The sequence below is a fragment of the Pseudomonas sp. genome, assembly GCF_036404235.1.
Lineage (GTDB): Bacteria > Pseudomonadota > Gammaproteobacteria > Pseudomonadales > Pseudomonadaceae > Aquipseudomonas.
Genome location: NZ_DASWOT010000205.1, coordinates 32687 through 55405 on the forward strand (window position 1 = coordinate 32687; position 22719 = coordinate 55405).

A 22719-nucleotide genomic window follows, 5' to 3' on the forward strand; every position below is an offset into this window, starting at 1 on the left:
GCTGCCTCAGCGTCCTGCGCCGCGCAGGAACGGCTTGCCCAGATCGGTCGGTGCAGCCCCTGCGCGGCCCATGACGGTCCAGGCAATGAGGGCGATCACGAACGGGGTGGCCATGAGCAACGGCGTGGCGATCTGAATGCCGAGGTACTGCCCCTGAAATTGCAGGGCCTCCAGCAGGCCCAGAGCGAGAGCCACCAGCAGCGTGCGCAGTGGCATCCAGCGGGCGAAGATGGCAATCGCGATCGCCAGGTAACCGCGCCCGGCGGTCATGTCGTCGATGAAAGTGCCACCCGAGGCAATGATGCAAAGGTAAGCGCCACCCAGACCGGCCAGCACCCCGGTGAACAGCGTGGCGCCGAAACGCAGGCCAAGGACCGGCTGGCCGGCGGCGTCGAGCGCCGACGCATTCTCGCCGGCTGCGCGCAGCAGCAGGCCAAGCCGGGTGAAGCGAAACATCAGCCACAGCGCGACGGCGAGCAGCACCACGACATAGAACACAGGGCTTTGTGAAAACAGCGCACGGCCCACCACGGGCAGGTCAGTCAGCCACGGCAGCTTCATCATCGTCACCGAGCGCATCGATCCCGCCGCAGGCGCATCGACTAACACCAGTTGGCGGATCAGCGAGGTCGCACCCATGGCGAACAGGTTGAAGCCGATGCCCATCACGATCTGGTTGGCGCGAGCCAGCACGGTGCCCAACGCCAGCACCGCGGCGGCGAGAATGCCGCCGAGCATGCCGATTGCCAGTGCCGCGACAGGTGAGCCGGTCATCATCAGACCTACCGCTGACGCCACGGCGCCGAACAACATCAGGCCTTCGAGACCGATGGTGAAAACACCCGCACGCTCCGACACCAGTTCTCCCAGTGCAGCGAGCAAGACCGGCACGCTCATGCGCACACCTGCGGCCAGAAACAGCGCGATCGTTACCGAGTTGAGGTCCATACGGGCTTTCCTTTGGTGAGCATCACGCCGCTGATTACGGCCAGAAGAATGATCGGCAGGCCGCTGAGTACATCGGCCAGGGCGGCCGGGATCGACAGTGAGCTTTGCAGCGCCAGGGCTGCGTTATTGATGGCGCCGAAGTACAGCGACACGATCACTGCGCCGAACGGTTCAAGGCCTGCGAGGAACGCAACCGCCAGCCCTTCGAAACCGAGCCCCGAAGAAAACCCATCGATCAGGCGATACTGCACGCCGAGCACTTCGAATGTGCCCGCCAGCCCACCGATGGCACCGGACAGCGCCATGCTCGACAGGATCATCCGGCCCGCCGACTGCCCTTGCAGGCGTACGAAACCGGGACTCTGGCCGCTGGCGCGCAGCTTCAGGCCAAAGGCGGTGTGTTGCAGCACGACCCAGACTGCGAAGGCGATCACCACGGCCAGGATCACGCCCAGATGCAGGCGGGTGCCGTCGATCAGCGGCAGGAAAATCCCTTCACGCGGCAACTGTGCCGACATGTTGAAGGTCGATCCCGCCGGACGCATCGGACCTTGAACAAGGTACTTCACGCAGTAGATGGCGATGAAGTTCATCAGCAAGGTCACGATGATTTCGTCGGCACCTCGCCACAGTTTCAGCACCGCCGGGATAACCGCCCACAGCGCGCCGCACAGTGCCCCGCTGATGATGGCAAGCGGCAACAGCAGCGGGCCGATGTCGCCGAACGCCAGGAAGGGCAGCATCGCGCCGATGGCACCCATTTGCAGTTGACCTTCGCCGCCAAGGTTGAACAGGCCGCCGCGAATGGCCACCAGAGCGCCGAGTGCGACCAGTAGCCTCGGTGTCATGAACACCAAAGTGTCGGCGATGGCCCGTGCGTCGCCGAAAGAGCCTTGCACCGCCACGCGCATCGCTGACATAACCGGAAAACCGAGCATCGCAATCAAGCCCAGCCCTAAGACCAGCGAGCCAGCGAAGGCGCCGAGGGTGACCCGCAGCGAAAGGGGAACGCTGAATCTGGCCAGTAATCGGCGCAACTGCACCATCTGTTGGGTGGACTCAGGCATCGACAGGCTCCAGTGAAATTGAATGAGGTTGCCGACCGAGCGTCATCAGCGGGCCGATGGCCGTGACCGACATGGCTGCGCCTTTGACCTCGCCTGTGATCCGCCCGCCGTTGACCACCAGAATGCGGTCCGAGACGCGGATCAATTCTTCGATGTTCGACGATATGATCACTACGCAGGTGCCGCTGTCGGCCGCTTGTGCCAGACGCGTCAGTACTGCTTCGGCTGCGGCCACATCGAGTCCTCGCGTAGGTTGGTAAACCACGACCACCGAAGCGGCCTGGTTCATGGCGCGCGCCACGACGATCTTTTGCTGATTGCCCCCTGACAGAGAGCGGGCAGGGGTCGCGTGGGAGTAGGTGCGAATGTCGGATGCCTCGATCATCACTTTGGCCTGCTCGCCGATAGCGCGATGATCGAGCAGCCCGGCGCGGCGGTATTCCCCACCCATGATTCGCGTGTAAAGCAGGTTCTGTGATACCGACAGGTCCAGCGACAGGCCTTGGTGATGACGGTCCTGCGGCACCAGCGCCACGCTGACATCTTGAGAACTGCGCTTGAGCGATCCGCTGTCCGGCTGACGTTGCCCCGCCAACAGGTCGAACAGTTCGGTCTGGCCATTGCCTTCAACGCCCGCCACACCGACCACTTCGCCAGAGCACAGGGTCAGGTCGATTTGATGCAGGCCCGGTGAACCGCTGGATGGGCGTAATGAAACGCCGCTCAGCGACATGCGTTCAGCGCCTGCCGTTCGTTCACCACCGATTCGTGCGGCGTTGGACACGGCATGCCCGACGATAAGCTCGACCAGTTGCGCCGAATGGGTGTCGGCGATAAGCCCGGTGCCGTTGGCACGGCCGCGCTTGAGCACGGTGTAGCGATCAGCGTGGGCCAATACTTCGTCGACGTTGTGAGTGACCACCGCCACGGCTGTGCCCTGATCACGAATGTGGCGCAGTGTGAGGTAAAGATTGTCGATCTCGGCGGGTGTCAGGATGGTCGAGGGTTCGTCGAGCAACAGCACGCGGCTCTCGTTCACCAATGCCTTGAGGATCTCGACACGCTGCTGCAACGCCAGAGGCAATTGCCCGACCACGGCGGCCGGGTCCAGATCGACGCCGTAGCGCTCCATGAAGGCGCGGGCATCGGCGTGACGACGAAACGCTGAACGCCTTGCACCTTTGGCCACCAAGGCCAGGTTCTCGGTCACCGTGAAGGGCATGACCAGTTTGAAATGCTGGTGCACCATGCCGATCCCGTTGGCGATGGCATCAGCAGGGCGCCGGTGGATGACCTCGCGGCCCTCCATTAGCACGCCGCCCTCGGTAGGCTCATGCACACCGTAGAGGATGTTCATGAGCGTCGATTTACCTGCCCCGTTTTCTCCCAATAGGGCGTGGATTTCACCCGTATGAAGGGTGAGCGACACGTTCTCAAGGGCGAGAAAGCCATTGGGGTATCGTTTGGACACGTGATCGAGTTGAATGACCGGGGCAGGCATGATCGTCACTCTTCGATCTTGATTTTGCCGGCCTTCAAGTCGTTCATGACCTTCGTAACCTTGGCTTGCACGTTGGCATCGACATGGGCAAACGGCATGACCAGGCTCCATCCGTTGGACGCCAGGTTCTCGGTGACGATACGGTTGCCAAGTTTGCCCGAGGCGTAGTCCTTGCCGATGTCGGCGTAGGATTTGCCGAAGTTCATCACCGTGGACGTCATCACCGAGCTGGGGTAGGCGCTGGACTGGTCGCCGTACGAGCCGATGGTCAGCGCGCCTTCTTCGTCCGCCGCCTGCTGAATGCCAGCGTCGGCGGTGTCGGCCGACGGAATCACGAAGTCAGCGCCGCGGGCGATCAGGCCGGTGGCGATCTCCTTGGCCCGTGCGACGTCGACGAAGGAGCCTACGTAAGCCGAATCCACCTGAACCTTGGGATTGACATACGCCGCGCCCTTCTTGATGAACTGAATCGTGCGTTCAGCGGAAGGGATCGGTTCGCCGGAGATCACCGCGATGTGCCCCGATTTACTCGCCGACGCAGCCAGTGCGCCGAGCACGAAACCGTACTCGTCCCAATCCACCGACCAGGCTGAATAGTTGGGCAGGTTGGCGGTCGAGCCTTCATAGGAATAGAGCACGAACTGAGTGTTGGGGTAGGAGGGCGCCACTTCCTTGATCGCTGCCGAGTAACCCGACGAGTGCGCGATGATCAGCTTCACGCCATCGGAGGCCAGTTGCCGCAGTGCGGCAGGCGCGGATTCGTAGGAGGTGTTTTCCAGGTAGCTGGGTTTGAAATCCTCTTTCTCAGCCATCGCCTTGAAGCCTGCATAACCTGCACTGTCCCAAGTACCCTGGGTGACGGTCTGGGTGAACAGGGCGGCCACGCGTGGGGCGTCGGCAGCGTGAGCCAGTGAGCCGAAGCCAAGAGTGGTCGTGGCCGCGATCGCTAAGATTTGATGAACGTTCATGTCGAAACTCCTGGTCGCACCGCGACGGTTTGCAAAGGGGCTGGCTTTATAAATCTGTTCAGTCCTGCGGCAGAATGAGCGTCACGTCGATCTCGGCGAGCAGGTCTGGATCGGCGAGCCCGGCCACTACCACAAAAGTGCTCGCCGGCAGGTCGTAACCCTCGAAGAACGCTGAGCGGGCGCGATGCAACGCCGGGATGGTTTCCCGAGACAGCGCATAAGTGTTGAGCTTGACCACCGCTTGCGGGCCGACCCCGAGCGCGTCCAAGGCCAAACCGATGTTTTCCCAAATCTTCACCGCCTGGACGTCGATGTCGCCTTTGCCGACCACGTTGCCGTCAGCATCCCAGGCCACTTGGCCGGTCATAAACACCGGCTGGCCAGCCCGCACGACGGCGTGGTTGTAGTAGGTCTGGTGCTTGAGGCCTTTGGGGTTGCAGGGACCGGTCTTCATCAGCGGGTCGCCTTTTGATGGGCGCGTGCGTTGGTCTGCACGCCGTTGAGTTCGAGCACTTCCAGAACCTCGGTGCCCACTGTCTTCAGGTCGTCGATGAAATCGGGAACGATGACGGTCACGCCATCGAGCCTGGCGCCCTTGATGATCTCGGCGAGCTTGTTGCCAATGGTTTCCGGTGAACCGATGAGCGCTGCGCGGGTCATGGAGTTGCGTTGCTCGCCCTGCGAGACGAAACGTTGAGCCATGGTGTTCTGCTTGAAGCTCTTGTCGCCGGAGTATTCGCGGGTCTGGTTGTCCAGGGCGATGGTGTCGACGCCTGAATCGTAAAGCGCCACGCGTTCACGGGCCTGGGCATCGGTGGCGCCGGGGACGATGGTGAACAGGCCGTAGGTCTTGAAGTCCGGCTTGCCTTGTTGAGCCGCGAGTTCCTTGGCGCGCAGACCGGTCTTGATGAAGTCGTCGTGATCGGAGCCGAGCATGAAGCTGCCAGTGCAGTTTTGCATGGTGAACAGGAAGCCCCGATCGGAGGCCCCCGCGCAGATGATCGGTGGCGGCGTGACAGGCTTGGGGTTGGACATGCAATCGGTCAGCTCGTAATGCTTGCCCTTGTGGTCGACGCGATCCTCGGTCCACAGCCGCTTGAGCACGGTCAACCACTCTTCGGCCATTTCGTAGCGCTCGGCATGGTCGAGGTCTTTCCACAAGCCCATCTGGCCCTGGTCGGTCGGGTTCGAGCCGGACACGATGTTCAGGCCAAAACGCCCCTTGGAAATCTGATCGAGCACTGCGGCCATCTTGGCCACCACTGCCGGGTGAAACACCATCGTGTGAACCGTGCCCCACACGCCGATTCGGCTGGTGGCTTCGGCAAGCCCGGCCATAGTGGTCATGCTTTCCAGAGTGATGTCCCAGTGTTGCGACGGGCCGCCATAACCGCGCCACTTGGCCATCGACAGGGCGAAGTCAAACCCCAGCTCTTCGGCGAGGATCGTGACTTGTTTGTTGTAATCGTAAGTTGCGGGAAGCTGCGGGCTGGTGGTGGAGGTAATCCAGCCGCCGTTGCCGACTGGCAGAAACACGCCGAATTCCACGCTTTTGCTGTCGTTGCCAAGCATGATGAGCTCCTTGATTCAGATGACTGAGGCGTCGGTTTGTACGAAACCGATGCGGGCTAAAAAGTCGAAGGCGATGTGGTTGAACGTCGCGGTTTCGGTCTCCGAAAAACTGTGGCCACCCTTGGGGACGATGCGCAGTTCGGCACCGGAGATGGCCTCGGCCAGCAGCCGCGATTGATAGGGTGGGGTGAGAATGTCGTCCTGCGCGCAGACCACAAGGGTCGGGATACGGATCATCGACAGCTGTGCGCTGGCGTCGTGAGCCATGATCGCGTCGATGCGGCGTAGCACGATTTCCCGGGCCGGGAAGTTGGCGACAGACGCGAGCAGGCCAGGCGACAGCGACTCGGCGTTAGCGCGAATGTGATCTGGCGGATACAGAAACAAGGCGCTGCCGTGGACGTATTCTTCCAGCGAAGTGCCTTCCAGCAGTGTCCGGCGCATCCGGAAGCACCAGTTGAAATGCGCGTCGGATTTCGACCAACTGGCGTACAGCACCATGCCCGCTAGCAACTGCGGTTCGCGGGCGGCAAGCAGTTGACCGATCGCGCCGCCAGTGGAGTGCCCGATCAGTGCCGGACGATCCAGCTCCAGCCCTTCGATCAACGCCTGGAGGTCATCGGCCAGCGTCTTGATACTGTAAGGCTCATCCGGATGGTCGGACTTGCCCGCGCCGCGTTGATCGTAGGTCACGACCGTGAAGTGCTTCGCGAACAGTTCGACTTGCGGTGCCCAATAGCCGCCTGCGCCGCCAAGCCCGGAAACGAAAACCAGCGCTGGCCCACTGCCCTGAATCTGGTAGTGGGTCTGGATTCCATTGGTAAACATGCTCGGCATCTCGCGTCCCCTGGTCGGTTTCGCCGCGAATGTCAGTGGGTGATGTTCGCGGATGACTATTTATTGCACGGGGAAATAGGCGACACGTAACTGCGATTGCTGCATGCCATGTTGCCCAAATTCGAACACCCTCATGCCTCGTCAACCAGTGGGAAGCGGCTCTTGAGAAACTTGAGAAACGCGTTGGTGGCGTAGCTAGGCACCCGTTCCTGGTGCACGCAGATGGCCGAGCGCACGTTTCTGAACGAGGCGAGGTCGATGGGAATAGCCTTGAGCAATCCGGCATCGATCTCCCGTCGCGCCGAAATTTCCGGGCCGATCGTCACGCAGGCACCGAGTACCGCTGTGGCTCGCAAAATGTCCAGATTGTTGGCTTCGACGATGATCCGCGGCTTGAGCTGACGGGCTTCAGGCGTCCGGTCGAACAGCTGGCGCAGACCGAAGCTTGGTCGAGGGAGGGCGAGTGGTCGCTTACACAACTGCTGCATAGTCACCACGGGTTCGCAGGCCAGTTCATCGTGCCTGGCGACCAAGCAGACCACCGGCTCCTTGCGCTCGGCGACCACGCTGATTTCAAAGCGCAACTCGGGGTTGTAGATAATGCCGATGTCGGTTTCGTCTCGGATCAGAGCCTCGACGATGAGATCGCTGGAGCAGGTGGTGACTTGAAAGTCGATGCGCGGGTGCAACTGGAGGAAGGCGGCGATCGTTTCTGGCAGGAAGCTCGAAAGCACCCCTTCCATGGCATGAATTTTCACCTCGCCCTGATCCAGCGAACGAAATGCTGCAATGCCTTCGCGCACGCGCTCCAGATCGCGAAATAGCGTGCGGGTGTAACGCTCCAACATGACGCCTGCTGCGGTCAGTTCCACACCCGTATTGGTGCGTTCGAGCAACAGTGTGCCCAGCTCATGCTCCAGCAACGCGATTTGTCGGCTGACGGCCGAAGGGGTGACGTGCAGACGGTCAGCGGCGCGGCGGATCGCTTTGGATTGCACGACTTCGTTGAAGTATCGGAAGGCGGTGAAGTTCACGGTGTTCTCCAGACGGGCCTTGGGACGCTGGTGCATCTGCCGTTGTGATCTGGTCAACAGGCGAGACGAACGGATTCAGTGCCTTGCCTTGCCTTGATCAGGCAGTGCAGTGCAGTGCGTCATCCAAGGTGTCGAATGAGACGGCAGGCCGAAGGTCCTTGGCCGGATGCTGAGATACTCAGCACCAAGGACTATGCACAAGGTGTGCCCTGGGGTTGCTAGCTGTCAGTCTTATGGCCACTGGAGTTGGGCCGGATGACGTCGCGCTCGACTGTCGCCGTTGGGAGAAGCGGGATGCATTAAGCTCTCAACAGGTACATTTTGCTGGGACGTCACTCGGCTGCAAGGCCACGGGAGCATTGCAGGATGTTCCTTGGATAGGCCGCTTTTGGCCGGCTCAGCATTTGAAAAGGCTGGAAACATCACTTGCGCATGGCAGTCGATGGATCGACTGCGCGCTGACATGCGTGAAAGACGGAGGGTCAGAGGCCTCCGTCGGTCATTTTGTACCAGGCAATCGCGGCAGCGACATAGGCCCGGTGCAGTCCATATAAGGGAAAGGTTTTGATATCGGTTGGGGGGACCGGCAAAGCGTTGCGATTCCCGCTGACGATATAGTTGGCCAACGCCTGCCCCATACGCGTTTGCAAACCCACACCACGGCCCTGACAACCAATGTCAATCAGCAGTCCTGGCGCTGGTTCGTGAATGTGTGGGAAATAATCTTGGGTAATAGCTACCCGTCCACACCAGCGATAGGCAATAGGGATGCCGATTGTTTGCGGGAACAGCTTGGCCACGGCACTTTCCAGATGAGACCAATGATCAGGGCGCGATGGGTCCGGGTCCTGAAAAGTACCGCGCCCGCCGATCAGCAGCCGCCCGGTGTGGTCAATGCGGTAGTAAAGCAGCAGATTGCGGGCATCCGATGAGACATGGCCCTCGGGCAAAATACTGCGGCGCACATGCTCGGGCAGCGGCTCGGTTGCGATCTGGAACGAGTTGGCATCGATGATGGTCTTGCGCAGTTGCGGCCACAAATCATCGGTATAGCCGTTGGTACACAGAATCACGCGTTCTGCTGTGATTTGGCTTCCTTGGGCGGTCCTGGCACACCAATTCCCGGCGCTTGCTTCAAGTTTCGTCACGGGTGACTGGGTATGGATTTTGACACCGGCCGCAACAGCTGCGCGTGCCAGACCGCGGACATAGCTCAAGGGATGAATCCCACCGCCGCGTGGGTCGAGCCAGCCGCCATGATACTTATCAGTGCCTAGCAGCCGAGCGGTTTCATCGCGATCGAGAAATCGCGCGGCAACGCCTTGCGTATTCCAGTCTCTGACCCTGCGCTCGGCCAGTTTGAGCGCGGCGGGCGTGTGTGAGCCCTGAATCCAGCCATTGCGTATCCGTGGCACGTCCATCTGGTGTTTATCGATCAAATCGAATACTGCGTCGACGGTTCCGGCAGCGAACTCTATCAGTGGTTGAGCGCGATCATGGCCGAGCTTGTCGATCAGCTCACTGGGATCGTATTTGAGGCCGGGAATAACTTGTCCACCGTTGCGGCCGGAACCACCAAAGCCGATTTCCTGCGCCTCCAGCACTACAACGCGCACGCCTTGTTCGGCCAAATGAAGGGCTGCACTCAGTCCGCAGAAACCTGCGCCAACAATGACAACATCAGCTCGCGCGTCCTCTTCAAGCCGATGAGTGGGGGGGGCGTCGACGGCGGTGGCGGCCCATAAAGAGGGGCTCAACGGAAAGTATTTACGGGGCATGGCAACGAACCTCTCGCTTACATCGGATGAAGGACGCGCCGCAGGAAATCCTGAGTGCGAAGGTTTTGTGGGTTGTTCAATAACTCGGCAGACGGGCCTTGTTCAACGATGACGCCTTGATCGATAAACAGCACACGATCGGCGACCTCTCGGGCGAATTGCATCTCATGGGTGACGACCACCATCGTCATCCCTGACTCGGCCAGACGACGCATGACATCCAATACATCGCCGACCAGTTCTGGATCGAGCGCTGAGGTGGGCTCGTCGAACAAAATGGCTTTGGGTCGCATGGCTAGCGCACGCGCAATCGCGATACGTTGTTGCTGGCCCCCCGATAATTGGCGGGGATAGGCCGCGGCTTTCTCTGCCAGACCCACGCTGGTGAGTAGCTCCATCGCGTGTTGACAGGCCTGTTGGCGGTTTTCTTTTTTTACATAGATCGGCCCTTCGATCACGTTTTCCAGAACAGTGCGATGGGGGAATAAATTAAAGCGCTGGAACACCATGGCCACTTCGGTACGAATGGCCTTAATGCTTGGCGACTTGCGCTCGACTTTGATGCCATCAATTTCGATGAGCCCGCCCTCGTAGCTCTCCAGGCCGTTAATGCAGCGCAAAATGGTGGACTTGCCCGAACCCGAAGGACCGACAATGCACACGACTTCGCCCTTGGCTACTGAGGCGTCGACGCCTTTGATGACTTGAAGATCACCATAGGACTTGAGTAACGAACGAATTTCGATCATTTCTGCCCCCGCTTTTCGAAATGGCGTACGAGCAGAATAAGAGGCACGCACATGATCAAATAGAGCAATGCAACCAGGGTAAATACCGTGGCGTTTTGAAAGGTTGAGGTGGCAATCAGTTTCCCTTGCAGTGCCAGTTCGGCGACGGTAATGGTCGAGGCCTGCGATGAATCCTTGAGCATCATGATCATGGTGTTGCCATAGGGCGGCAGGACGATTTTGATTGCTTGGGGAAGCACCGCGCGCCGCATCATCAGCCACCACCCCATGCCCATGGACTGTGCCGCTTCAAGCTGTCCATGATCGATGGCTTCGATGCCGGCGCGGAAGTTTTCTGCCTGATAGGCTGAATAGGCGATACCCAACCCGATAATGCCCGCCTGCAGAGCGCTCATCGTGATGCCGAAGTCGGGCATCACGAAATAGATGTAAAACAGCAGCACGATGATCGGGATGCCGCGCAACAAGTTGATAATTGCTGCGCTCAACCACGCCAGAATCGGAATACCCGATACGCGCATAGCTGCCCAAACCAGTCCTAGCACGGTCGACAGCAAAAGGGATCCGACCGTTACTTGAATGGTCAGCCATGCCCCCTGAAGCAGAATGGGCAGAAACTGCCATGAATTGGTTAGGAACTCGGACATTGATCGACTACTCGGGTCAGGGTGCAAGGGAAGCGCAAGGGCCAGTTGCTCAAACGTATCGGGTCGGGCTTGTCCTAAGGCCTACAGCCCCCATTTTTTCAGGATGGCGTCGATGGTGCCGTCTGCCTTGAGGGCTGCGAGGGCGCTGTTGACCTTGCCCATCATCTCGGTGTCACCCTTGCGGCTGGCGATCCCGATGTTGTTGGGCATCGTGGCTTTGTAGCTGGTGACCATGTGCAGGTTCGGGAAATGCCCTTGAGTGATCGCGTACGCGGCGATTGGATAATCCAGAACCCCGACGTCGATACGACCGGCATTCACGTCTCGCATCAGGTCCGCAGTGGTTTCATAGAGTTTGACCTCGGAAAACAAGCCGCTCTTCTGCAACGGCTCAACGAACGCAGTGCCGACTTGTGCGCCGACTCGCTTGCCTTTCATTTCCGCGAAGCTGGTATAGGCGGTGGTATCGCTGTTCGGGGCGACGACGCCTTCGCCGTAGCTGTAAATGGGGCTGGAGAAATCCACGACTTTTTCGCGCGCCGGGGTGATGAACATCGCTGCGGAGATCAGGTCGACACGCTTGGAGGTCAAAGAACCTATCAATGAAGCGAACGGCATGGGTTCTATCTGCACATCGAAGCCAGCTTTCTCGGAGACGGCTTTTACGATGTCGACCATCACCCCTTCAATGGTGTTGGTCTTCGTGTCCAGGAACGTGAATGGGCTCCCCGTGGGGGTGGAGGCGACCTTGATGACGGTGGCGGCACTGGCAGGCCCCACGAATGAAAGTGTCAGCGCGCAGAACAATGCAGCAACCGCGAATGGGCGTTTCATATGCGTTCCTCAAGTGAGTTAGATGTACCCAGTGAAACTTCGGTCCAGTTTGAAACGTGATTATCCGCAACGCTTGGCTGCTATTCGCTGGCTCGTGTAACACTCCACATCACAACCGTTACAGTGCTGCCTGGGTTGCGCCAGCGGCGTGGTGTGCTGCCGTCGTAGCAAAAGCTGTCGCCGCTGTTGAGCATCAATAGTTGGTCTTGAATACAGAGTTCAAGTTGACCCTGAATCACATAACCGACCTGTTCTCCTGCATGGGTGAAAAACAATGAATCACCGGTAGAGCCGCCGGGCTCTATCACGGCGCGGTACATTTCGACGGTGCCTTTGGCTGCGAGCGGGGTAAGGTTTTCTTTGTGAATACCCTTTTCAGTCAGATCAATGCGCCGATGGTTACCCGCGCGCACGACGGCTCCTCCGGCATCGCTGTCGTTGTGCTGCACATTGCGGATCAGGGTTTCGAGGGGGATGTCCAACTCGTTCGCCAAGGCGCTCAACGTGCGCAACGAAATAGAGCGTAAGCCCCGCTCGATCTGGCTCAGCAGGCTGACTGAAATACCCGACGCGAGCGCGACCTGACGCAAAGGCTTGTCCAGCGCCTTACGGCGTTGGCGCAATTGTTCCCCCAACCACAAATCGATGATTGAACTGATCCGATGCGCAGGCGTGGCGGAGTCGTCAGCGGGAAAATCTATGGGTGACGGTGGTCGAGTGGGTAGCATGGTTTTGTAAAACTTTTACAGTTGTGTAATTTTTACAATGCAAGTCGCGGGCCAGCACTGCCTCAGTGGCATCTGCCGTATAAGCCAAAAGCGATACGTTTAAGCTGCCTGGCTGCTGAGTAAGGGGCTGTTGGGCACGAAGCTGAAAAAAACGGGTGCGATCGAATGCACTTGATGGGGTGCGGTGTTGCACAGGCCCAGGGCGGCCACGCTTTGTTATAGGGCGTGCTGCATTTGGCACTGGCTTCTTGCCTGGTGACCCTCACTTCAGGGAGTGAGTCCAGGCCCAGCTCGGCGCGACGGGCTGTTAGTTGGAAGCGCTCCGCCATGATGCCCTGGACGGGTTAGCGGTCGCGCCGAAGGGCTAGAAAGTGGACTGGAGACTGGTTGCCGATATCACGTTGTTCTTTGATGAGATCGGTCATGAATGGATGCTGATGTTTCTAGCACGGGGTTACGTACTCCAAGCCTCTGCTCGGCGGATGCCGCGCCTACTCTATTGTTACTGCCCCAGACTCCCCAACAAATCCGCCTGCACGATCTCGATCCAGTACTCATCCGGATCGCTGATGAACGCGACATGCTTCATGCCTTTATCCAGACGTTTGACGAATGGCACACCCAGTGTTTCAAAGCGGGCGCAGGCGGCTTCGATGTCGGGTACCGAAAAGCAGATATGACCAAAACCGCGCGGGTCCTTGTTGCCGTTGTGGTAGTGCGAGTCGTCGCTCTCAGTGCCCCAGTTATGGGTTAACTCCAATACTGACTCACGGCTGAAGGTATGGCTCATGCGTTCGGATGCGTCTTGCGGAACTGATTCGCCCTTGGTCATCGCCAGGAACAACAGCGAAAATTTCGCCTCCGGAAAATCCACCTGGCGCAGCAAGCGCATACCCAGCACGCGGGTGTAGAAGTCCAGCGAACGCTCGGGGTCCTTGACCCGCAACATGGTGTGGTTGAACACGTAATCCTGGGTGGCGGCATCTGGCGTCAGGCAGACACCGGGCTGATTTTCGCTGACGAACGACATAGAGGGCTTCCTTCTTGGCTGTTCGCGTAGTGTAGAAAGCCTGCGTCCAGTGCAGGTAATAAAGGGGTACTACCCGTTACGTGAATGGATCTTTCTAACACGCCAAAAAAACCACACAGTGGCGGGCTCATCCTGGCGCGACGGCTTATCGCCCAGGCGAAGAAAGATCGCGCATATTTTTGGCCAATGGCTAGTCTCTACGTACTGGACTATGGACTGACGGCGTTTTACCGCTTGGGGGAATGAGCGCGGTGCTTACGATTTTTTGACCTTTCACACAGAGAGTGAAGCCTTGAAAAATTCTATGAAGCACTCCCGGTTTCTCTTGGGCGGGTTGTTGTTGTGCGCAGGAGCGGTATTGGCCGACGAGCAACCCAATGTCAATGGCCGTTGGACGGGCCAAACCAGATGCCCTTTGGGTCTTGCAGTGTTTACGATTGACATACGGGACGGCTCCGGGACGGTGTCTCACGGCGGCTATGGGCCGGAGCGGTCTCATCCGCTCAACTACCCCATTCAACCTGCTTTCGTGAAGGGCTGGGAGGGTAGCTGGGTCTACTTCAAGGCAGTGGATAAGAATTATCAGGGGAGCTTCGCCGGGCTGAACGGTCTGCTCTCCGCAGACGGGCAAACGATAGATGTGCGCAGTCAAACAGCGCTGGGTGATTGCAAGCCGTTCGCGCTATCGCGCGAATCAATAGCCGTTTCTAAACCGTCAATCGCGCAGGCGCCGATAGGACACGTTGACCGGCGTGAGCCCACTGAAGCCGAAATGCGCCAGGCCGTCGAACAGTCGATCACTAGAAGTATCAATAGTCCAATTAACGGTATGAACATATACGTTGTTGAATTCAGGAAGCTGGCATGTGAAAAGGCCGTGCAAAAGCCAGGTTATATTTGCGACTACTACGTACATACCGATCAGCAGTTTCATTCGAACGAAGGCACATCTGCCGGTCAACAGCATGCGGATGCAGTGCAAACCATGTTCGATTGGGTGATTAAAAACACCAATGCCAACAAAACCGAAGTGCAAGGTCGATTCTTGTATGTGGCGCCCGAGAGACGCTGGGTGGTGTTAGAGCTTTGACGGTAGGTGTTCGTCCGCTAATTGCTCGACATGATCCGGCTTTACGAGCATTACAAATCAGCGGCGCTTTGGCCTGGACCGCCGGATCACTGGCGGGTGACTCACCCAGTCTTGCCGTTATCCTTCGAGCTGTTTTCGGCTTTGCGAGCAAGAATCCTCAGCTGTGATGAGGTGTAACGAAGCTGATCGATGAAGTCTGCTGAATCGTCATCCATTAATCTCTCAGCGTTCCTGAGGGCACTCAAGCCTGCCGCAGTCGACTCAAAGTCCTCTGCAAGCCGGGAAAGCTCTGAAATCATATTCGCCCTGGCGACTTCGGTACTCATAGTTGTGCTCCAAAATGTGCGGATATTAACCAGTAGCCGTATGACCCTTTCGCCAACAAGTTGGCTCCTACAGAGGATGCGTTCCTGAGCCGTCATTGCGGCAGTTCACACGGTAGGAGCGCGGCTTGTCCCGCGATCTGGCGCGCAGCGGCAGCAAACCCGGCGCGCGCGGTCCGCCTGTCACACCGTGTGCGCAAGTTTACGATGGGTTCCCGCCGGTCGCGGGACAAGCCACGCGCCTACGGAGGATGCGTACCTGAGCCGTCATCGCAAATGCTTTACGCAGGGTGCGGCATTTTCACGGCATAAGCCAATGATTGATAAAAGGAATAACCATATTCCATTGTAGTAGCGTGTTATTACCTCCCAAGCCCAAGCGCTACTAGTATCAAAGCGGCAGACGTACCTACAAAAAAAATAACAAGGACAAAAGCCATGACTGACCTGATGCTTGACCGCCGTCGTTTTCTGCAGGGAAGCGGCGGCCTGCTGCTGGGGACCCTGTTATTCGGTTCAGGCCCCATTGCGCTGCTCGCTCCGAGCCAAACCTGGGCGCTGGAGATGAGCACGCTGGACAGCGATACCGGCGCCAAATTATTGCAGGTGATCCGGCGCATTTTTCCTCACGATGGCATGGAAGACGCGGTTTACGCGTTTTCCGTCAAAGCGCTCGATGAACGCGCCTCACAAGACCCCAGCGTCGCAGCGTTACTCAAACAGGGCGTCGCCGACCTCGATCATCGCGCAGGCGGGGAGTGGGCCACGCTCCCTGAAGACAAACAGGTGATCATCCTCAAGGACATACAAACCGGCGACTTCTTCAGTCTGGTGCGCGGCGTCTCGGTCAACACCCTCTATAGCAACGAACTGGCCTACAAACACTTCGGTTACGAAGGCGCTTCCTTTCCGAAAGGTGGCTATCTGACGCGTGGCTTCAATGACCTGAAATGGTTGCCGAACCCACCACTGGATGCCAGCCCGAACCCACTTTCCTGAGGAACGCATTGATGACGACTTACACGTTTGACGACGATTCGGTAGTGGTGATCATTGGTTCCGGTGCCGGTGGTGGCACCCTGGCCAACGAACTGTGCCAAAAAGGTGTTCCGGTGGTGTTGCTCGAAGCAGGGGCACGTCAATCGACCGCTACCTTCATCAACGATGAATGGCCTTCGTTTGCCCAACTGTCCTGGGGCGATACGCGCACTACGTCCGGCTCCTGGCGGGTCGCCAAGGATTTCCCCAACCTGCCGGCATGGATCTGCAAGACCGTCGGCGGCACTACCACGCATTGGGCGGGCGCAAGCCTGCGTTTTCAGGAGCATGAGTTCCGCGCGCTGCAAACCTACGGTCAGGTCAATGGCGCCAACCTGCTGGACTGGCCGATCACGCTGGCGCAAATGGAGCCGTATTACGCTCGCGCCGAGGACAAAATGGGCGTGACCCGGACCCATGACATCGCCGGCTTGCCCGGCAACAATAACTTCAAAGTGATGTACAACGGCGCGCAAAAAATCGGCTACAAGGAGTGCTCCACCGGGCACATGGCGATCAACAGCAAACCCCGCGACGGGCGCGCATCCTGTCAGCAACTGGGCTTTTGTTTTCAGGGCTGCAAGATGGGTGCGAAGTGGTCGACGCTGTACACCGAAATCCCCGCTGCCGAAGCGACAGGCAAACTGGATCTGCGGCCGGGATCGCAAGCGATTCGTATCGAGCACGACGACAAGGGCCGGGTCAACGCAGTGGTTTATGCCGATTCCGCCGGTGTGATGCAGCGCCAGAAAGCGCGCGTAGTCGCGGTGGCGGGCAACTCCATCGAAACCCCTAGGCTGTTGCTCAATTCGTCCAGCAGCCTCTTCCCTCAGGGGTTAGGCAACGGCTCCGGGATGGTTGGCAAACACTATATGCGCCACACCACCGGCAGCGTGTTTGCCGAGTTTCAGGAGCCCGTGCATTTCTATCGTGGAACCATCATGGCCGGGATCATCAGTGATGAAATCCACCACAAACCCGAGCGCGGATTTGTCGGCGGCTATGAGATGGAAACCATTTCACTCGGGCCGTCGTTCCTCGCCGCGTTTTTCGATCCTGGGGCGTGGGGTCGGGATTTCACCCGCGTCATGGACCAATACAGCAACATGGCGGGGATGTGGATCGTCGGTGAAGACATGCCCCAGGAAAACAACCGGGTGACGCTCAACGACGCGGTCAAAGACCGTTACGGCATGCCGGTGGCGAACGTGCATTACGACGACCACCCCAATGATTTAGCGATGCGTGAGCATGCATTCGTGCAGGGCGAAAAGCTGTATTCATCGGTGGGGGCACTTAAGGTCCATCGGGTGCCACCGTATCCGTCGACCCACAACCTGGGCACCTGCCGCATGAGCGCCAAGGCTCAGGACGGCGTCTGCAACAGTCACGGGCAAAGCCATGAGGTCCCTAATCTGTTCATCTCAGACGGTAGCCAGTTCACCACCAGCGCTGGCGAGAACCCGACCTTGACCATCGTGACGCTGGCGATTCGTCAGGCGGAGTTCATTGCGGATGCGTTGAAGTCAAAGGCGATTTAACGGTTGCCCCCAGACCGTTGGAGCGAGGCTCGCCCGCGAGGGGCTGAGTGACAGGCACTAGAGATTTTTCGGATTTACGGCCTCTTCGCGGGCGAGCCTCGCTCCAACACAGCCTGAACAGGATCGCGTTCAGATTGCCACGCCGCTCAACACTCAATTCAACACAATGATCTTCGACACCAGCTCCGCGCTGTTCTTGGCCTGTAGCTTCTTCATCAGGCGAGCCCGGTGGACTTCGACCGTGCGGTGGGAAATATCCAGCTTGCGGCCGATTTCCTTGCAGGTCAGGCCGTTGACGATGTGGGCCGAGATTTCGCGCTCCCGGGGTGTCAGGTTGACCGTGGCTCGAAACGCGCGGTCCATGCGTTCGAAATGCCAGACCATCAACTGAAATGGATCATCCGGCGTCAGGGTGTAGCCGTTAGCGCGGGCCCAGAACACCTCGCCGCTGTGGTGCTGCATGAAGCGTTCGTCGGAATAAGCGCCGTTTTTGCTATGCAGCAGCCAGCTCAGGCTGCGTTCGCCAATCGCTTTGTAATCGGCCTGAGACGGGTAGAGCTTGAGGATCAGCTCGCCTATCAAGTCGTCACGTTTGAATCCAAACAGATCGAGAAACGCCACATTAAGGTCAAGCATGCGGCGGTTGCCGGTGATGACCTGAGGCGCGGGTGACACCTGAAACGCCAGTCGCTCAAGGTCTTCCAATTGCCGGGCTTGATCTTTCATAGGGCAGTCCTGCCGCTTTTTTATTGGGAGTGGTCGCAGTATCGGTCACGTTGGCTACTCATCCCTATACGTAGTTGCACGAACTAGCGAGCCGACTTTGCTGTGGGCCATTGTAGGGAACGCCTGTCACCTGCGAAGGAAAAATAACAATGGCCAATGACACCGTTTCTATCGTCGCTGCCGGACACAGCCGTTTTGGGCGTCTGAGCGACTCGACCCTTGAAGACCTGATCGTGCAGGTCACCCGCGAAGCCCTGATCGACGCCGCTATCGACGCCTCGCAAATCGATGCGATATTCCTCGGTCACTTCAACTCAGGCCTGGTCCCGGACGGCTTCCCCGCTTCGTTGGTGCTGCAAGCCGATCCCGCGTTGCGCTTCAAGCCTGCCACCCGCTGCGAAAACGCCTGTGCCTCGGGCTCAGCGGCGATCCATGCCGGGATCAACGCCATTCTGTCCGGTTCGGCAGAATTGGTACTGGTGGTCGGCGCTGAGAAAATGACCTCCAACACCACGGCACAGGTGACCCAATCCTTGGCCGGCGCGGGGTATCAAAACGACCTCGAAGAGGCCGGTTTAAGTTTTCCGCAGCTGTTCGGCCTGGCTGCCGGGCAGTATCGGCAGCGCTATCAAAGTCCGCTGGCGTCGATGGCGATGATTGCAACGAAGAATCATGCCAATGCCCTGGCCAATCCCTTGGCGCAGATGCACAAGGCAATGACCTTCGAGCATTGCAACAACGTGTCCGACAGCAACCCCTACATCGCCGAGCCCTTGCGTCTGACCGATTGCTCGCTGATCACCGACGGCGCTGCTGCCATTGTCTTGGCCTCGGCCGAACGTGCCAGGCAGTTCCGCCGCGAGGTGGTGATTCGTGCAGCCACCCAGGTCAACGATTTCCTGCCCATCGCCCAGCGCGACCTGTTGGCATTCGAAGGCCCGCGACGGGCGATTCATGCAGCGTTGCACAAGGCTGGTGTGACGCTGAGCGACATCAATTTCGCCGAGGTTCACGACTGTTTCACCATCGCCGAACTGCTGATCTACGAAGCCATGGGGCTGGCGCCACGCGGCGAGGGCCATCGGGCGCTGGGCGACGGCATCGTGCAGGCGGGCGGGCGATTGCCGGTCAACCTGTCCGGTGGGCTCAAGGCCAAGGGGCACCCTGTCGGTGCGACGGGGGTGTCGATGCACGCCATGGCGTTTCGGCAACTGACGGGCGACCCCATCGGCATTGCTGTACCGGAGGCCGAGTTCGGTCTGCTGTTCAACATGGGGGGCATGGCCGTGGCCAATTACGCCTCGGTGCTTCAGGCGCGGAGGGCATAGGGATGAACATTGCCAATTGGCTGAACGATGCCGCTCACCGCTGGCCCACACGACCTGCCTTGTTCGAGGGCGACCGGCAAGTGGCCGATTATCAGCGTTTCGCCGATCACGTGCGAGCGCTGGCGAGCGAACTGAGCGAGCAACACGGTATTCAGGCCGGTGATCGCGTGGCGTTGTTCATGAAAAACTGCTGCCAATATCTGGAGCTGTTCTATGCGATCTGGTGGGTCGGTGCTATCGCCGTGCCGATCAACTGCAAATTGCACCGTAACGAAGCGGCCTGGATCGCCGGGAACGCCGAAGCACGGTTGATCTTCACTGACGATGGCGAGCAGTTTGCGCAGGGCGAACTGCCCGAAGGGTGTAGTGAATTGGCAGGGCTGCGAGGCTCTGTTGATCACCGTATCGAACCGTTGTCTGTCGCGGCGCCCACTCCACGGCATGCCGACGATCTGGCCTGGCTGTTTTATACCTCTGGCACCACTGGACGCTCCAAGGGCGTGATGTTGTCCCACGGCAATTTGATGGCCATGTCGCTGTGTTACCCGGTTGACGTCGATGCGGTGAGCGCCGCCGACGCGGTGGTGTATGCCGCGCCAATGTCCCACGGTGCCGGGTTGTACAACTTCATTCATGTGCGCTGCGGCGCACGGCATGTCGTGCCAGCGTCCCGAGGGTTCAAGGCCGCCGAGCTGTTTGAACTGGCGACTACCTTGGGCGACGTGACGCTGTTCGCTGCACCGACGATGGTCAAGCGCATTGTCGGCCAGGCCCGGCAACAAGGTTATGGCGGCGAAGGCATCAAAACCATTGTCTATGGTGGCGCGCCGATGTATCTGGCGGATTTGCAGGACGCAGTCGACACCTTCGGCTCCCGGCTGGTGCAGATCTATGGCCAGGGTGAAAGCCCGATGACTGTCAGTGCGTTGCCTCGCGAAGTGATCGCTGATCGTACTCATCCGCAGTGGGTGCGGCTGGCGTCGTCGGTGGGGCTGGCGCAATCCTGCGTCGAGATTCGCATCGTCGATGCTGAGCGCAAGCCACTTGCCACCGGGCAGTCTGGCGAAATCGCGGTGCGTGGCGCCACGGTGATGCAGGGTTACTGGCGTAACGAAGCGTCGACCCGTGAGGCGCTGGTGGACGGTTGGCTGTTCACCGGCGACATCGGCTATCTCGACCATGAGGGTTACCTGACCCTGACCGATCGTTCCAAGGATGTGATCATTTCCGGTGGCAGCAACGTCTACCCCCGCGAGGTGGAGGAGGTGCTGGCGCTGCACCCGGATGTGTTTGAAGTCTGTGTGGTGGGCGAGCCGGACCCTGAGTGGGGCGAGTCGGTAGTGGCGTTCGTCGTGGCCCGTGATCGGAGCCTGCTCGAAGAGCGCGCGCTGAACGCTTGGTTCGTCGAGCGCATGGCTTCGTTCAAGAAACCGAAGAAGTACGTGTTTCGCGCCGAGCTGCCAAAGAACAGCTACGGAAAGATCCTCAAAACCGATTTGCGTCTGTGGCTCAAGGAGGCCGCGAGCACCGCCGCTGCACCGTGAACTGCGTTTCTCATGACTGTTTTCCATCAATAAAAACAAAGACAGGAATACAACGATGGCTACTCGACAACACAACCCGGCTCGGCAACGGCGACGTGCGTTTATCGGTGCGACGTCCGGTCATCTCATCGAATGGTATGACTATGGCGTGTATGGGTTTCTGGCCGTGTATATCGGTCAGGCGTTCTTCGTTTCGGATAATCCAACCACCAGTTTGCTCAGCAGTTTTGCCGCGTTCGCGTTGAGCTTTTTCATTCGGCCGTTGGGCGGACTGTTTTTCGGGCCTCTGGCCGACAAGATTGGTCGGCGCAAAACATTGATTACCGTGTTGTTCATGATGGCCGGTTCGACCTGCCTGCTGGGACTGTTACCGACCTATGCGTCCATCGGGATCGCCGCGCCCATCCTGTTGGTGCTGATCCGCTGCGTGCAGGGTTTCTCGGCGGGGGGTGAAATCGGCACCATCACCAGTTTCATTTCAGAATACGCAGGGCCGGGTCGTCGCGGGTTTTCTACCTGTTGGCTGATGGTCACTGCCGTGCTGGGGCTGGTGTTGGGCGGCGCGGTGGCGAACGGCATGACCTGGGCATTGGGCGCCGACACCATGCAGTCCTGGGGGTGGCGGATTCCGTTCCTGTTCGCGGGTCCCATGGGCCTGATTTCGATGTACATCCGCCTCAAGCTCGAAGACAGCCCAGAATTCCTGGCGCTGCAAAAAGCCGGGGAAACCTCCAAGGCGCCGTTGCGTGAAGTCTGGCAATGGAAACGGGCGATTGCTCTGGTGTTTTTCATCATCACCCTGCACAGCTCGATCTTTTATCTGGTGCTGACGTTCGCGTCGACCTACATGTCGCGCATTCTCAAGTTCGACAGCGGCACGACGTTGTTCTACGTGTTCATTGCCAGCCTGTCGGCAGCGTTTGTCATGCCGTTGGGCGGGGCGTTTACCGATAAATACGGGCGCAAACCGTTTTTGATGGTGGTCGGGGTATTAGCGACCATGGCGATGTACTGGTTCTTCAAGGCTGCGCCGACGGCAACACCCGCATCGTTCTTCTTCCCGTTGATGGCGGTGGCGATTACCTTCGGGCTGTATGCCTCGTCGACTTACGCCACGATGAGCGAACTGTTGCCGACTCGAATCCGTTCGACCGGCATCGCGGTGGCCTATAACGTGCCAGTGGCGGTGTTTGGCGGCAGCGCGCCGTTCATTTCAACCTGGCTGATCCAGCAAACCGGCGACATCAGCTCGCCGTGGTATTTCTACATCAGCACCGGAGTGGTGTCGCTGATCGCGCTGACGGTGTTGCGCCAAGACGATTTCGTGGCGTGTTCGGGAGCGGTAGATGTTCAGTCGGATGCGTCCGCAACGACGTTGACACGATCAGAGGCCCTGTAGGCGTGAACGTGTTCGCGAGACAGTGTGACTGACCCAT

At 59.0% G+C, this 22719-nt stretch carries 22 protein-coding genes; 6 read left to right on the forward strand and 16 right to left on the reverse strand.

Annotated elements, in window-relative coordinates; all coding sequences use genetic code 11:
* Window positions 1–6: 6 nt before the first annotated feature.
* The 14 genes from VGC62_RS25650 to gloA form a co-directional block, all read right to left on the reverse strand.
* Window positions 7–948 (reverse strand): ABC transporter permease, encoded by a 942-nt coding sequence (locus VGC62_RS25650; protein WP_331189882.1) that lies wholly within the window; start codon window positions 946–948, stop codon window positions 7–9.
* Complete coding sequence (locus VGC62_RS25655) at window positions 930–2015, reverse strand: ABC transporter permease (RefSeq protein ID WP_331189883.1); 1086 nt, start codon at window positions 2013–2015, stop codon at window positions 930–932. The genes VGC62_RS25650 and VGC62_RS25655 overlap by 19 nt, the downstream gene beginning before the upstream one ends.
* Window positions 2008–3516: an ABC transporter ATP-binding protein gene (locus VGC62_RS25660; RefSeq protein WP_331189884.1), complete on the reverse strand. Its 1509-nt coding sequence runs from the start codon at window positions 3514–3516 to the stop codon at window positions 2008–2010. Before VGC62_RS25660 ends, VGC62_RS25655 begins: the two co-directional genes overlap by 8 nt.
* A gap of 5 nt (window positions 3517–3521) precedes the next feature.
* Window positions 3522–4484, reverse strand: a complete 963-nt coding sequence (locus VGC62_RS25665; protein WP_331189885.1) for a BMP family protein — start codon at window positions 4482–4484, stop codon at window positions 3522–3524.
* 58 nt (window positions 4485–4542) lie between these two features.
* On the reverse strand, window positions 4543–4938 hold the full coding sequence (locus VGC62_RS25670; RefSeq protein ID WP_331189886.1) for a RidA family protein: 396 nt from the start codon (window positions 4936–4938) through the stop codon (window positions 4543–4545).
* Window positions 4938–6056, reverse strand: a complete 1119-nt coding sequence (locus VGC62_RS25675) for an LLM class flavin-dependent oxidoreductase (protein ID WP_331189887.1) — start codon at window positions 6054–6056, stop codon at window positions 4938–4940. Before VGC62_RS25675 ends, VGC62_RS25670 begins: the two co-directional genes overlap by 1 nt.
* Window positions 6057–6071: 15 nt before the next feature.
* Window positions 6072–6893, reverse strand: a complete 822-nt coding sequence (locus VGC62_RS25680) for an alpha/beta fold hydrolase (RefSeq protein ID WP_331189888.1) — start codon at window positions 6891–6893, stop codon at window positions 6072–6074.
* Between the two features lie 131 nt (window positions 6894–7024).
* Complete coding sequence (locus VGC62_RS25685) at window positions 7025–7927, reverse strand: LysR family transcriptional regulator (RefSeq protein WP_331189889.1); 903 nt, start codon at window positions 7925–7927, stop codon at window positions 7025–7027.
* 482 nt (window positions 7928–8409) lie between these two features.
* Window positions 8410–9705 (reverse strand): FAD-binding oxidoreductase, encoded by a 1296-nt coding sequence (locus VGC62_RS25690; protein WP_331189890.1) that lies wholly within the window; start codon window positions 9703–9705, stop codon window positions 8410–8412.
* 17 nt (window positions 9706–9722) lie between these two features.
* On the reverse strand, window positions 9723–10454 hold the full coding sequence (locus VGC62_RS25695) for an amino acid ABC transporter ATP-binding protein (RefSeq protein WP_331189891.1): 732 nt from the start codon (window positions 10452–10454) through the stop codon (window positions 9723–9725).
* On the reverse strand, window positions 10451–11101 hold the full coding sequence (locus VGC62_RS25700) for an amino acid ABC transporter permease (protein WP_331189892.1): 651 nt from the start codon (window positions 11099–11101) through the stop codon (window positions 10451–10453). The genes VGC62_RS25695 and VGC62_RS25700 overlap by 4 nt, the downstream gene beginning before the upstream one ends.
* Before the next feature lie 81 nt (window positions 11102–11182).
* Complete coding sequence (locus VGC62_RS25705; RefSeq protein WP_331189893.1) at window positions 11183–11935, reverse strand: ABC transporter substrate-binding protein; 753 nt, start codon at window positions 11933–11935, stop codon at window positions 11183–11185.
* Between the two features lie 80 nt (window positions 11936–12015).
* Window positions 12016–12663: a helix-turn-helix domain-containing protein gene (locus VGC62_RS25710; protein WP_331189894.1), complete on the reverse strand. Its 648-nt coding sequence runs from the start codon at window positions 12661–12663 to the stop codon at window positions 12016–12018.
* Between the two features lie 502 nt (window positions 12664–13165).
* Window positions 13166–13693 (reverse strand): lactoylglutathione lyase, encoded by a 528-nt coding sequence (gene gloA, locus VGC62_RS25715; protein WP_331189895.1) that lies wholly within the window; start codon window positions 13691–13693, stop codon window positions 13166–13168.
* Window positions 13694–14051: 358 nt separating this feature from the next.
* Between gloA and VGC62_RS25720 the strand changes: the two genes are divergently transcribed.
* A complete protein-coding gene (locus VGC62_RS25720) occupies window positions 14052–14783 on the forward strand; it encodes a hypothetical protein (protein ID WP_331189896.1) in 732 nt (243 codons plus the stop codon).
* 101 nt (window positions 14784–14884) lie between these two features.
* Here the strand turns inward: VGC62_RS25720 and VGC62_RS25725 are convergent, their stop codons facing one another.
* On the reverse strand, window positions 14885–15109 hold the full coding sequence (locus VGC62_RS25725) for a hypothetical protein (protein ID WP_331189897.1): 225 nt from the start codon (window positions 15107–15109) through the stop codon (window positions 14885–14887).
* Between the two features lie 435 nt (window positions 15110–15544).
* Between VGC62_RS25725 and VGC62_RS25730 the strand changes: the two genes are divergently transcribed.
* Together VGC62_RS25730 and VGC62_RS25735 are read left to right on the forward strand one after the other, a co-directional pair.
* Window positions 15545–16105: a tat (twin-arginine translocation) pathway signal sequence gene (locus VGC62_RS25730; protein WP_331189898.1), complete on the forward strand. Its 561-nt coding sequence runs from the start codon at window positions 15545–15547 to the stop codon at window positions 16103–16105.
* An 11-nt stretch (window positions 16106–16116) separates the two neighbouring features.
* Window positions 16117–17685 carry a GMC family oxidoreductase gene (locus VGC62_RS25735; protein WP_331189899.1) on the forward strand — a complete coding sequence of 523 codons (1569 nt, stop codon included), beginning with the start codon at window positions 16117–16119 and terminating at the stop codon, window positions 17683–17685.
* A gap of 153 nt (window positions 17686–17838) precedes the next feature.
* On the opposite strand, the gene VGC62_RS25740 is transcribed toward VGC62_RS25735, so the two are convergent.
* Window positions 17839–18411, reverse strand: a complete 573-nt coding sequence (locus VGC62_RS25740; protein WP_331189900.1) for a LuxR C-terminal-related transcriptional regulator — start codon at window positions 18409–18411, stop codon at window positions 17839–17841.
* A 149-nt stretch (window positions 18412–18560) separates the two neighbouring features.
* Between VGC62_RS25740 and VGC62_RS25745 the strand changes: the two genes are divergently transcribed.
* The 3 genes from VGC62_RS25745 to VGC62_RS25755 are packed head-to-tail and all read left to right on the forward strand — an operon-like array spanning window position 18561 to window position 22682.
* Window positions 18561–19739, forward strand: coding sequence for an acetyl-CoA acetyltransferase (locus tag VGC62_RS25745; protein ID WP_331189901.1), 1179 nt, complete (start codon window positions 18561–18563; stop codon window positions 19737–19739).
* A gap of 2 nt (window positions 19740–19741) precedes the next feature.
* Complete coding sequence (locus VGC62_RS25750) at window positions 19742–21283, forward strand: class I adenylate-forming enzyme family protein (protein WP_331189902.1); 1542 nt, start codon at window positions 19742–19744, stop codon at window positions 21281–21283.
* A gap of 55 nt (window positions 21284–21338) precedes the next feature.
* Window positions 21339–22682, forward strand: a complete 1344-nt coding sequence (locus tag VGC62_RS25755; protein ID WP_331189903.1) for an MFS transporter — start codon at window positions 21339–21341, stop codon at window positions 22680–22682.
* The last annotated feature ends 37 nt before the right edge of the window (window positions 22683–22719 follow it).

Excerpts from the sequence above, each read along its gene's own strand:
- VGC62_RS25650 (WP_331189882.1), bottom strand. The coding sequence starts at position 948 with ATGGACCTCAACTCGGTAACGATCGCGCTGTTTCTGGCCGCAGGTGTG.
- VGC62_RS25655 (WP_331189883.1), bottom strand. The coding sequence starts at position 2,015 with ATGCCTGAGTCCACCCAACAGATGGTGCAGTTGCGCCGATTACTGGCC.
- VGC62_RS25660 (WP_331189884.1), bottom strand. The coding sequence starts at position 3,516 with ATGCCTGCCCCGGTCATTCAACTCGATCACGTGTCCAAACGATACCCC.
- VGC62_RS25665 (WP_331189885.1), bottom strand. The coding sequence starts at position 4,484 with ATGAACGTTCATCAAATCTTAGCGATCGCGGCCACGACCACTCTTGGC.
- VGC62_RS25670 (WP_331189886.1), bottom strand. The coding sequence starts at position 4,938 with ATGAAGACCGGTCCCTGCAACCCCAAAGGCCTCAAGCACCAGACCTAC.
- VGC62_RS25675 (WP_331189887.1), bottom strand. The coding sequence starts at position 6,056 with ATGCTTGGCAACGACAGCAAAAGCGTGGAATTCGGCGTGTTTCTGCCA.
- VGC62_RS25680 (WP_331189888.1), bottom strand. The coding sequence starts at position 6,893 with ATGCCGAGCATGTTTACCAATGGAATCCAGACCCACTACCAGATTCAG.
- VGC62_RS25690 (WP_331189890.1), bottom strand. The coding sequence starts at position 9,705 with ATGCCCCGTAAATACTTTCCGTTGAGCCCCTCTTTATGGGCCGCCACC.
- VGC62_RS25695 (WP_331189891.1), bottom strand. The coding sequence starts at position 10,454 with ATGATCGAAATTCGTTCGTTACTCAAGTCCTATGGTGATCTTCAAGTC.
- VGC62_RS25700 (WP_331189892.1), bottom strand. The coding sequence starts at position 11,101 with ATGTCCGAGTTCCTAACCAATTCATGGCAGTTTCTGCCCATTCTGCTT.
- VGC62_RS25705 (WP_331189893.1), bottom strand. The coding sequence starts at position 11,935 with ATGAAACGCCCATTCGCGGTTGCTGCATTGTTCTGCGCGCTGACACTT.
- VGC62_RS25710 (WP_331189894.1), bottom strand. The coding sequence starts at position 12,663 with ATGCTACCCACTCGACCACCGTCACCCATAGATTTTCCCGCTGACGAC.
- gloA (WP_331189895.1), bottom strand. The coding sequence starts at position 13,693 with ATGTCGTTCGTCAGCGAAAATCAGCCCGGTGTCTGCCTGACGCCAGAT.
- VGC62_RS25725 (WP_331189897.1), bottom strand. The coding sequence starts at position 15,109 with ATGAGTACCGAAGTCGCCAGGGCGAATATGATTTCAGAGCTTTCCCGG.
- VGC62_RS25730 (WP_331189898.1), top strand. The coding sequence starts at position 15,545 with ATGACTGACCTGATGCTTGACCGCCGTCGTTTTCTGCAGGGAAGCGGC.
- VGC62_RS25735 (WP_331189899.1), top strand. The coding sequence starts at position 16,117 with ATGACGACTTACACGTTTGACGACGATTCGGTAGTGGTGATCATTGGT.
- VGC62_RS25740 (WP_331189900.1), bottom strand. The coding sequence starts at position 18,411 with ATGAAAGATCAAGCCCGGCAATTGGAAGACCTTGAGCGACTGGCGTTT.
- VGC62_RS25745 (WP_331189901.1), top strand. The coding sequence starts at position 18,561 with ATGGCCAATGACACCGTTTCTATCGTCGCTGCCGGACACAGCCGTTTT.
- VGC62_RS25750 (WP_331189902.1), top strand. The coding sequence starts at position 19,742 with ATGAACATTGCCAATTGGCTGAACGATGCCGCTCACCGCTGGCCCACA.
- VGC62_RS25755 (WP_331189903.1), top strand. The coding sequence starts at position 21,339 with ATGGCTACTCGACAACACAACCCGGCTCGGCAACGGCGACGTGCGTTT.